Source organism: Brevibacillus sp. SKDU10 (genome assembly GCF_001645205.1).
GTDB lineage: Bacteria > Bacillota > Bacilli > Brevibacillales > Brevibacillaceae > Brevibacillus_B > Brevibacillus_B halotolerans.
In genome coordinates this window covers 59,681-66,888 of sequence record NZ_LSSO01000006.1, presented here as the reverse complement: position 1 = coordinate 66,888, position 7,208 = coordinate 59,681, and the positions used below count along the sequence as shown (strand labels likewise).

The following is a 7,208-nucleotide window of genomic DNA, read 5'->3' as shown; positions in this document are numbered from 1 at the left end:
GGATATAGGAATGCTTCTACTAGGAAGTATGTATTTAAAGGGGGGAATCAGGTGGAAACCGTAAAAAAACCGCATATTTTATCAAATCCATTTATACGCGTTATTCTGTTGTCAGGTGTATTTTTACAGCTAGGTACCTGGGTGCGAAATTTTGCTATCCTTTTGTATGTTATGGAAGTTACCCATAATGATCCTTATGCGGTCTCCATGATTTCTGTAGCCGAATTTGCTCCAATCTTTATTTTCTCATTTATAGGCGGGACGTTTGCTGACCGTTGGAGACCAAAAAGAACAATGGTGTGGTGTGATATTTTAAGTGCCGCTTCTGTTTTTGGTGTTCTATTGACTCTCATGTTTGGGTCTTGGAAAGCAATATTCTTTGTTACGCTGTTTTCTGCTATCCTGTCTCAATTTTCGCAACCATCGGCAATGAAGCTATTTAAACAGCATGTTCCAGCAGAACAGTTGCAAGCAGGAATGGCGATGTTTCAAACACTGATGGCAATCTTTATGATTGTTGGACCAGCTATTGGTACCATGGTATTTCAGAGCTTCGGCATCGACGTTTCGATCGCCCTGACTGGACTTGCCTTTTTAGTCTCAGCAGCGGTGCTTTATAGATTACCAGCTGATCTGAAGCCGAAGAAGATTGATGCTACCACTGGTATTTTAAAAGAGATGACTGACGGATTCCGTTACGTTTGGTCAAAAAATGTATTACGGACGCTCAGCTTATGCTTTATTATGGCAGGCTTAGCAGTGGGGCTATTACAGCCTTTGGGTGTATTTATTGTAGTGGAGCAGCTAGGATTGCCTAAAGAGAACCTCCAATGGTTTTTGATGACCAATGGCGCGGCTATGCTGGTAGGCGGGGGATTAGTTATGGCGATCTCTAAAAAAATCTCTGCTCAGAAGCTATTAGCTATCGGAATGATTAGCAGTGCAATTTCGGTAATTGGCATTAGTTTTTCACAAAATTTTATGCTGGCCCTTGCTTTTCAATTTATTAATGGATTGTTTTTCCCCTGTATTCACATTGGGGTCAATACATTGATCCTAATGTCTGCGGAAGAAGAATTTGTTGGGCGGGTCAATGGCGTGCTTAGCCCGTTATTTTCCGGAATGATGGTCGTGATGATGAGCGTATCTGGTGTTGTAAAAGAAACCTTTACGTTACAGGGAAGCTACCAGATAGCAGGATTATTTTTTATTATCGGGGTCTGTGCGGTGATTCCGCTGTTTAAACTTAAGCTACAAAAGCCGGAGCATACAGAGAATACGTCTCAGCCAGCCTCTGAACCACAGCCGGAATAGTAGGATATGCATCGTTTTTTAGATAGTTGAATAAAGAAAACACACAAGTCAGCTTGATTTACTGGTTTGTGTGTTTTTTTATTTATATGCAAAGGATTAGCTTACATATTCCATTCTAATTGTCTGCCGCCGATAATGTGGTAATGCAAGTGGAAGACCGTTTGTTGTCCATGCTTTCCGATATTTGTCACCACGCGGAATCCGTTTTCTTCCAAACCAGCTTCTTTTGCTACTTTTTGAATTGCCAAATGGAGACTACCAATTCGTTCTTTATCTGATTCATCCACGCCCATAACAGAGGAAATATGTTTTTTAGGGATGACTAGGATATGTACAGGTGCGATGGGGTTAATATCGTGAAACGCGTAGACATCATCATCCTCGTATACTTTTTTGGAAGGGATTTCACCTTGAATAATTTTACAAAATAAGCAATCCATCTAAAATTCTCCTCTCAAAGTTTAATATTCTTCCTCTTATTGTAGTAAAATTCCAGTGAATTTACTAGTTTACTTCCTAATTCAGTGCATTATTTTCTGGGAAACCGCAAAAAGAGGCAAAAATCCAACTTATTATGAATACAATTAGCAAAATCATACATACTAAGTAGAGAGGGAACTTGTTACAAGAGTGCGAAAATTATCAGTAAAATCAAAAACATAGGGCATTTTATATTTCATTTTTTGTAATATTCCTTTACAATGTTAGAAATCCTTTATCATAGTAGAGAAAGAGAGTGGGGGAAACCATGGCACAACAGGCGACAAAGATGACGGAAAACTTAAATCCGTACGAAATTGTTCAAAAGCAAATTGAGAATGCTGCGAAATTGCTTGATCTTCCTCGAGCAGCGGTAGAGATTTTGAAAAAGCCCAAACGTGTTGTCATTGTATCTTTTCCAGTGAAGATGGATGATGGAACTGTTCGTGTATTTGATGGGTATCGTTCGCAACATAATGATGCCATTGGTCCGACTAAGGGAGGAATTCGCTTCCATCCACAAGTAACTCTTGATGAAGTTAAGGCTCTGTCTATGTGGATGTCTTTTAAATGCGGTGTTGTCCATTTGCCGTATGGTGGTGGTAAAGGCGGAGTCATCTGTGATCCGCGTACGATGAGTCAGGGAGAATTAGAGCGTGTCAGCAGAGGATTTATGGAGGCTATTCACGATGTAGTTGGACCTGAAAAGGATATTCCTGCCCCTGATGTTTACACGAACGCGCAGGTAATGGGCTGGATGATGGATACTTATAGCCGTCTAAAAGGAGCTGTTACCCCGGGGGTTATTACCGGGAAGCCTCTTGTTCTCGGCGGGTCAAAGGGTAGAAATGAGGCAACAGCGCGTGGCTGTGTGTATACGATCCTAGAAGCTTTACATGAAAAGGGCATGTCCCCTAAGGATGCCACAGTAGCAATTCAAGGCTTTGGGAATGCTGGACAAATCGCCGCTAGACTTTTGCATGAAATAGGGGCGAAGGTAGTGGCTGTGAGTGATTCAAAAACAGCGATTTATGCAAAAGCAGGATTGCATATACCTGATGTTATTGCAGCCAAGGAAGCAGGGTCCCTAGGAAGTGTAGCCGGAGCTAGTCTTATTGCCCATGATGAACTGCTAGAAGTAGAAGTGGATATCTTAATTCCTGCTGCATTGGAAAATGTGATTACAACAGCTAATGTAGATCAGATAAAAGCAAAAATTATTGCAGAAGCCGCTAATGGCCCAACAACACCAGCAGCAGATGAGGTCTTGCAGCAAAAAGGGATTCTGGTCATTCCGGATATTTTAGCAAACGCAGGCGGAGTGACGGTTTCTTACTTTGAATGGGTGCAAAACCTCATGAATTTTTACTGGTCTGAAACAGAAGTAAATGATAAGTTAAAGGATGTAATGGTGCGTTCTTATCAGGAAGTAGGTCAGATTGCTAAACAATATCAAACAGACAGAAGAACTGCCGCTTTTATGATCTCTTTACTTCGCATCACAGAAGGAATGAAAGCGAGAGGCTGGATATAATTTCTTGCTAACTCAAGCGATTTTTCTTATGATATCTGTATGATATGTTATTCCCCGCCGGAAACTATACCCGGCGGGTTTTGCTGTTCCCCCACGTTCCTGTAGGTGCTTCTATAGTATGTTGATCAGGTTGGTCAGCGTGTTTTATTTAGTCGCCTTTTTTATGCAATAAGGAAACCCTTTCCTTATCAGGATCGTCACTTACGTTGTACAAAATTTTTTCCTCATGAAGCAGTTGGAAAAGCCTTGTGATTGGAAAGAGGAGGATAAAAGGAATTTATGAAAAGTGTACGTACTATTTCAGCTACAGCAATACTCGTTGCACTATCTGCTTCTTTGGTTGCTGGGTGTCAGGGAACACCGAATAAAACACCATCTACAGGCTCAGAAAATGCGCAAACGGCTGAGACTAAGGGAACGCAGCCAAGTCAGCCAACTGAGCCATTGACAGATCAGAAGGAAAGCACCGGAGATGAGACTGCAGGGGTATCCTCAGGAAATACTTCAGCCTCGTCGGAAGGCACAATAGAAAAGTCAGGAAACAAAGCACAAGCAGTGTCTCCAGAGAGTATACAGGTACTAGTTAATAAACAGTATAAGCTACCTGATAGCTATAAACCTCAAGATCTTGTCTATCCGGATGTTCCTTTTTTGTTTAAAGAAAAAATTGAAAAGCGTATGATGCGTAAGGAAGCAGCAGATGCGCTTCAGCAAATGTTTGCTGGTGCGAAGCAGGAAGGCATCATGCTGGCGGGAGTATCCGCATATCGTTCGCATTCAACTCAAACAACCCTATTTAATCGTTATGTGAAAAAGGATGGGGAAGAAGCGGCTAAGAAGTACAGTGCAGAACCAGGTCACAGCGAACATGAAACGGGACTTGCCATTGATGTTTCCGGAAGCACAGGAAAATGTGCGGCAGAGGACTGTTTTGAGGGTACTCCTGAGGCCGTCTGGTTAGCTGATCATGCGCACGAATATGGATTTATTATTCGCTATCCAAAAGGGAAAGAAGCCATCACAGGCTATCAATATGAGCCATGGCATCTGCGTTATGTTGGGAAAGAAGCAGCAGGTGAGATTCACGATAAAGGTATAACACTTGAAGAATATTCAAATACTCCAACAGCATAAACTCATCAATGAAAATATTTTTTTAAGTTTCCGCGGTAAAAATGTGACCCTTTTGGATTGTTACTCGTCTTACTAGATAGGGGAGTGCCCCCCTATGTAAGGAGTGAGTTACATGAATATGAAGTTACAATCGCTCACGGCTAGCTTTTTAACAGCGAGCATGCTGTCCATAAGTCCGGTTTGGGCAGAAGAAATGACAAGCAGTATGCAAACCAAAAGCAAAGAAGTTGTGACCATACAAACACCTGAGAAAACACAATCAAACATACAAAAAAAGATAAGAAAACCAAAAAATGCTTCCATGAAAAAGTCTACTCGTGGAAACATTCAATCCGATAAAAGGTGATTTGTATTCTAAGTCAAAAAAGGCGAGTGTGCACAGAGATGGCACACTCGCCTTTTTTATCGAAAGCCTGAAAGATGTAATCAAAAGGATTATCGGTTACCCTCCAATAAATCTAAAAAACACTGGAAGGCTTTAGAAATACGTTTTTTACGATGATATACAATTTGACGAAATACTCGGATATCTGGATGGGTAAAGGGAAGGATGCTGAGCTTTCCTTGCTTTACTTCCTCAATCACTGCAAGCTTTGGCAATATCGAGACCCCTAAACCATACGAAACACATTGCTTGATAGCTTCTAAGCTGCCGAATTCGTAGGATAGCTCCGTTTTGACTCCGTTCTGCTGAATTACTCTTTCTAACATATCTCGGTAGCTACAGCCCTCTTCGGTCACTATCATGGTTTCACCTTCAAGATCATGAACGCTGATTTGTTCTCGGGAGGCTAAGGGATGATGGGGATTGCCGATTAGGACAAGCTGTTCTTCTGTTAAGACATGACAGATCAAATCGGGATCATTATGCTGTCTGTCCATGATGATTGCAATATCATAAGTGCCATTTTTAATACCCTGAACCAGATCACGGCAAATCCCTGGCTGTAGAAACAGCTTTAGACGTGGATGCATCCGACGAAGGGCTTGTAGATGAGGAGGCAAATAAAATGCCGCTAATGACTCGACTGTACCAATAGTTAGCATGCCAGTTAACTGGGTTTGCTCGGATAAATTTTCTTTCACCTCATCTAAGAGAGCTAAAATCTGTGAAGAATAATGTAAGAGCTCTTCACCACTGTCTGTTAATTTAATTTTTCGACCATAGCGTTCAAATAAACTGGTTTGAAATTCTTCTTCCAGCCGCTGGATTTGAGTTGTGACGCTTGATTGGGCGTAGCCTAGTATCTCTGCTGCTCGTGTAAAGCTTTGCTGTCTGGCCACTTCGCGAAAGGTACGAAGATAATAGATGTCCATATTTTCCCTTCCCATCAAAATTATCGATTGAATTTATCAAATATTATAGATAACACCGATAGAAAAGTATATGGTAAAGTGAGGTCAACTAATTTCAGGGGGACTAATGATGACAACGCAAAGTCTTACAGCTCAAACCTTAAAGAAGACGTTGACCTTACCTCAAATTGTGGCTTTATACATTGGAGCAGTGCTTGGATCAGGAATCCTGCTAATTCCTGGAATAGCTGCTGAATTGGCTGGGCCCGCGTCTTTAATATCTTGGATAACGATGTCATTGGTCATGATACCGATGGCGATTACGATGGGACTCTTATCAGCCATATATCCTAGCGCCGGGGGCGTTTCTCATTTTGTCAGACTCGTTTATGGTCATCGCTTTGGCAATTTAGTTGGTTGGTTCTTCTTATTGTCAGTTCCCATTGGCGCACCAATTTTGGCAGTAACCGGTGCTACCTATGTAACCACATTGCTAGGCTGGGAGCATAGCCGTGTATATCTAATGGCAGGCCTAATAATTGCTGTTGTTGTGGGCATGAGCTTTTTGGGGATGCAGGTGACAGGACGTTTACAGACAATTGTGATTTCCTTTATTCTGGCCATGTTAGTATTAGCCATTGCTTCTGCTGTACCACACGCTAAGATTGAGGCCTTCACACCATTTGTTCCTCATGGCTGGCTTTCTATTTTTCAATCGGCTAGCTTATTGTTCTGGTGTTTTATTGGGTGGGAAGCAGTAACTCACCTATCAGAAGAATTTATTGATCCAAAGAAAAATGCCATGAAGGGGGTCATGATTAGCTCCGCTCTAATAGCTCTGCTGTATGTAGGCGTAGCGATCATGACGATCGCCACCTCTAGCTATGGTACAAGTAACAAAGCTTCACTCAGCACGATGGTTCAGTTAACTTTTGGTCAAGTGGGGGGCTGGGCAGTTGCGATTACCGCTCTGTTTATTTGTCTAGCTACTGCCAATGCTTATGTAAATGCAGCCGCCCGAATAGCTTTTGCGTTAGCTAAGGAAAAAAGTGCTCCTGCCTGGATGGGTACCTTGCATTCACGCCCACAAGCTCCGTTAGGAGGACTGCTTTTTCTTAGTGGTGGTTTTGTACTAACGCTACTGTTACTCGCAAGTGGATCGATCTCACTAGAGAAGCTAATTCAGATACCAAATGCTACCTTTATGGCTACATATCTAGGCGGGTGTCTTGCGGGGATCAAGCTTTTGCGTGGCAACAAGATGGGACATGTCTCTGCATGGATTTCTCTAGTGGTCACCCTGTGCTTATATCCTTTTCTGGGTTGGGGTGGCTTGTATCCTATATGTATTTTTCTATTAGTGCTTATCTTTGATAAAAAGCAGGGCAAATCTGCATAAAAAATCGTCAGATGCCTAAGGATTCTTTTTCTCAGCAAAAAGACCCACGAA

The 7,208-nt window shown here is 42.0% G+C and carries 7 protein-coding genes; 5 read left to right on the top strand and 2 right to left on the bottom strand.

Features of this window, described 5'->3' with window-relative positions:
• Positions 1 to 51: 51 nt before the first annotated feature.
• Entirely contained in the window at positions 52 to 1,314 is a 1,263-nt protein-coding gene (locus AYJ08_RS01190) for an MFS transporter (RefSeq protein WP_064016258.1), read from the top strand.
• 101 nt (positions 1,315 to 1,415) lie between these two features.
• Here the strand turns inward: AYJ08_RS01190 and AYJ08_RS01185 are convergent, their stop codons facing one another.
• Entirely contained in the window at positions 1,416 to 1,754 is a 339-nt protein-coding gene (locus AYJ08_RS01185) for a histidine triad nucleotide-binding protein (protein ID WP_003336269.1), read from the bottom strand.
• Positions 1,755 to 2,062: 308 nt separating this feature from the next.
• Between AYJ08_RS01185 and AYJ08_RS01180 the strand changes: the two genes are divergently transcribed.
• From AYJ08_RS01180 to AYJ08_RS01170, 3 genes are all read left to right on the top strand, one after another.
• Positions 2,063 to 3,328 (top strand): Glu/Leu/Phe/Val family dehydrogenase, encoded by a 1,266-nt coding sequence (locus tag AYJ08_RS01180; protein WP_064016257.1) that lies wholly within the window; start codon positions 2,063 to 2,065, stop codon positions 3,326 to 3,328.
• A gap of 279 nt (positions 3,329 to 3,607) precedes the next feature.
• Positions 3,608 to 4,462 (top strand): M15 family metallopeptidase, encoded by an 855-nt coding sequence (locus AYJ08_RS01175; protein ID WP_064016256.1) that lies wholly within the window; start codon positions 3,608 to 3,610, stop codon positions 4,460 to 4,462.
• 112 nt (positions 4,463 to 4,574) lie between these two features.
• A complete protein-coding gene (locus tag AYJ08_RS01170) occupies positions 4,575 to 4,808 on the top strand; it encodes a hypothetical protein (protein ID WP_003345881.1) in 234 nt (77 codons plus the stop codon).
• An 89-nt stretch (positions 4,809 to 4,897) separates the two neighbouring features.
• Here AYJ08_RS01170 and AYJ08_RS01165 read toward each other — a convergent pair whose 3' ends face one another.
• Positions 4,898 to 5,779 (bottom strand): LysR family transcriptional regulator, encoded by an 882-nt coding sequence (locus AYJ08_RS01165; protein WP_082890828.1) that lies wholly within the window; start codon positions 5,777 to 5,779, stop codon positions 4,898 to 4,900.
• Between the two features lie 106 nt (positions 5,780 to 5,885).
• On the opposite strand from AYJ08_RS01165, the gene AYJ08_RS01160 reads away from it, so the two are divergent.
• Complete coding sequence (locus AYJ08_RS01160; protein WP_064016254.1) at positions 5,886 to 7,157, top strand: APC family permease; 1,272 nt, start codon at positions 5,886 to 5,888, stop codon at positions 7,155 to 7,157.
• The last annotated feature ends 51 nt before the right edge of the window (positions 7,158 to 7,208 follow it).

Coding starts and splice junctions, on each gene's coding strand:
- AYJ08_RS01185 (WP_003336269.1), bottom strand. CDS start 1,754: ATGGATTGCTTATTTTGTAAAATTATTCAAGGTGAAATCCCTTCCAAA.
- AYJ08_RS01180 (WP_064016257.1), top strand. CDS start 2,063: ATGGCACAACAGGCGACAAAGATGACGGAAAACTTAAATCCGTACGAA.
- AYJ08_RS01175 (WP_064016256.1), top strand. CDS start 3,608: ATGAAAAGTGTACGTACTATTTCAGCTACAGCAATACTCGTTGCACTA.
- AYJ08_RS01170 (WP_003345881.1), top strand. CDS start 4,575: ATGAATATGAAGTTACAATCGCTCACGGCTAGCTTTTTAACAGCGAGC.
- AYJ08_RS01165 (WP_082890828.1), bottom strand. CDS start 5,779: ATGGACATCTATTATCTTCGTACCTTTCGCGAAGTGGCCAGACAGCAA.
- AYJ08_RS01160 (WP_064016254.1), top strand. CDS start 5,886: ATGATGACAACGCAAAGTCTTACAGCTCAAACCTTAAAGAAGACGTTG.